2 protein-coding genes are annotated in these 1,920 nt (G+C 72.3%); both read right to left on the bottom strand.

The window, feature by feature from the left end; genetic code table 11:
* Positions 1 to 563, bottom strand: a 563-nt coding sequence (locus tag NBW84_RS01355; protein WP_250280930.1) for an aldolase/citrate lyase family protein, incomplete at its 3' end; no start/stop codon positions are given.
* Positions 560 to 1,657, bottom strand: coding sequence for an HpcH/HpaI aldolase/citrate lyase family protein (locus tag NBW84_RS01350; protein WP_250280928.1), 1,098 nt, complete (start codon positions 1,655 to 1,657; stop codon positions 560 to 562). The genes NBW84_RS01355 and NBW84_RS01350, both read right to left, overlap by 4 nt.
* Between the last annotated feature and the right edge of the window lie 263 nt (positions 1,658 to 1,920).

Genomic DNA, 1,920 nt, shown 5'->3' with positions numbered 1-1,920 from the left:
AGCCCGGTCAGCAGCGGCGCCCGGCCCGGCACGTGCTCGGCGTGCAGCTCGTTGGCCAGGTCGTTCGTGCCCATGACGAAGACGGCGAGGCGCTGCGAGGAGCGCGCGATCTCCTCGATGCGCAGCATCGCGACCGGGGTCTCGACCATCGCCCAGATCCGGGTGTGATCCGGCGCGCCGGCGGCCTCCAGGCCCTTCTCGACCGCGTGCACGTCCCGCGCGGAGCCGACCTTCGGCACGACCACCGCGTCCGGGCCGGCCTGGGCCGCCGCGCGCAGGTCGTCGGCGTGCCAGCGGGTGTCCAGCGCGTTGACCCGGATGGTCACCTCGCGCCCGCCATAGGCCCCGTCCGCGACCTTCGCGCCGGCCCGCTCCCGGGCGGCGTCCTTGGCGTCCGGGGCGACAGCGTCCTCAAGGTCGAGGATGAGCGCGTCCGCGGGGATTCCCCTGGCCTTCTCCAGCGCCCGCTCGTTCGCGGCCGGCATGTACAGGACCGACCGGCGCGGACGGTAGGCCGCCGAGTCTGCCGAGCCAGCCGTCAGGTCGCCGTTCACGCCGCTCATCGGGCCGCCACCTGCCCGGTGGCGTCGGCCGCGGCGGTGCCGGCGAAGCCGTATGCCTCGGCCAGCCGTGGGTCGCGCGCGGCAAGGGTCCGGGCCAGGTCCAGGACCACCCTGCACTGCTTGACCGAGGCATCGTCCTGCATCTTCCCGTCGACCATCACCGCTCCGGTCCCGTCCCCCATCGTCTCGATGACCTGCCGGGCCCAGGCGACCTCGGCCGGCTCCGGGCTGAAGACCCGCTTCGCGATGTCGATCTGCACCGGATGCAGGCTCCACGCGCCGACGCAGCCGAGCAGGAAGGCGTTGCGGAACTGGTCCTCGCAGGCCACGACGTCCTTGATGTCACCGAACGGCCCGTAGTACGGCAGGATGCCGTTCGCCACGCAGGCGTCCACCATCCGGGCGAGGGTGTAGTGCCACAGGTCCTGCTGGTAGCTCGGGCGCGGCGCGTCCGGGTCGGCCGGGGACGGGTCGGCCCGGACGAGATATCCGGGGTGGCCGCCGCCGACCCGGGTCGTCTTCATCCGCCGGTCGGCGGCGAGGTCCGCGGGCCCGAGCGACAGGCCCTGCATGCGGGGGCTCGCCGCGCCGATCTCCTCGACGTTGGCGACGCCGCGCGCGGTCTCCAGGATCGCGTGGACGAGCAGCGGGCGGGCCAGCCCCGCCTTCGCCTCGAGCTGGGCGAGCAGCCGGTCGACATAGTGGATGTCCTCCGGGCCCTCGACCTTGGGCACCATGATGACGTCCAGCTTGTGGCCGATCGCCGGGACGAGGGTCAGCAGGTCGTCGAGGCCCCACGGCGAGTCGAGGCTGTTCACCCGCGTCCACAGCTGGGTCTCGCCGAACTCCGTCGCCGCGGCGAGCTTCACCAGCCCCTCACGGGCTTCGATCTTGCTGTCGGCCCGGACGCCGTCCTCGAGGTTGCCCAGGACCACGTCGATGCGGGGCAGGATGTCCGGGACCTTCGAGGCCATCTTCGCGTTGCTCGGGTCGAAGAAATGGATCACACGGGAGGGGGCCCGTGGGAGCTCTCGCAGGGGCGCCGGCGCTCCCACCGCGAGCGGGGCGAAGAAGTCCCTCGGGTTACGAGGCATCTGGCTTGTCTCCCGTCGGCTGCTTGTCTCCCGTTGGCGTAGCCGGCCCGGCCACGCGGGCAGCTTGGTCAGTATCCCGGCAGCGGCTCCCACAAGCATCTTGTCCGTGGCACCCGCGATGATCTACCGGTCATGGGAGGCATGGGACGCAGCCGACACACCGCGCGCGGCATACGGAGCGTGCTCACGGGCCACCTCTGATGATCGACTCATGGTGGCGCGGCCGTCCGGTGGCACGACTTCGGGCGCCCAGCGGCTCCGGA

The organism is Protofrankia sp. CiP1_Cm_nod2 (genome assembly GCF_920664355.1).
In the GTDB taxonomy this organism is placed as follows: Bacteria; Actinomycetota; Actinomycetes; order Frankiales; family Frankiaceae; genus Protofrankia.
Note: the sequence above shows the minus strand (reverse complement) of the source record. Positions and strands in the feature narration are given on the sequence as shown.

Excerpts from the sequence above, each read along its gene's own strand:
- NBW84_RS01350 (WP_250280928.1), bottom strand. The coding sequence starts at position 1,657 with ATGCCTCGTAACCCGAGGGACTTCTTCGCCCCGCTCGCGGTGGGAGCG.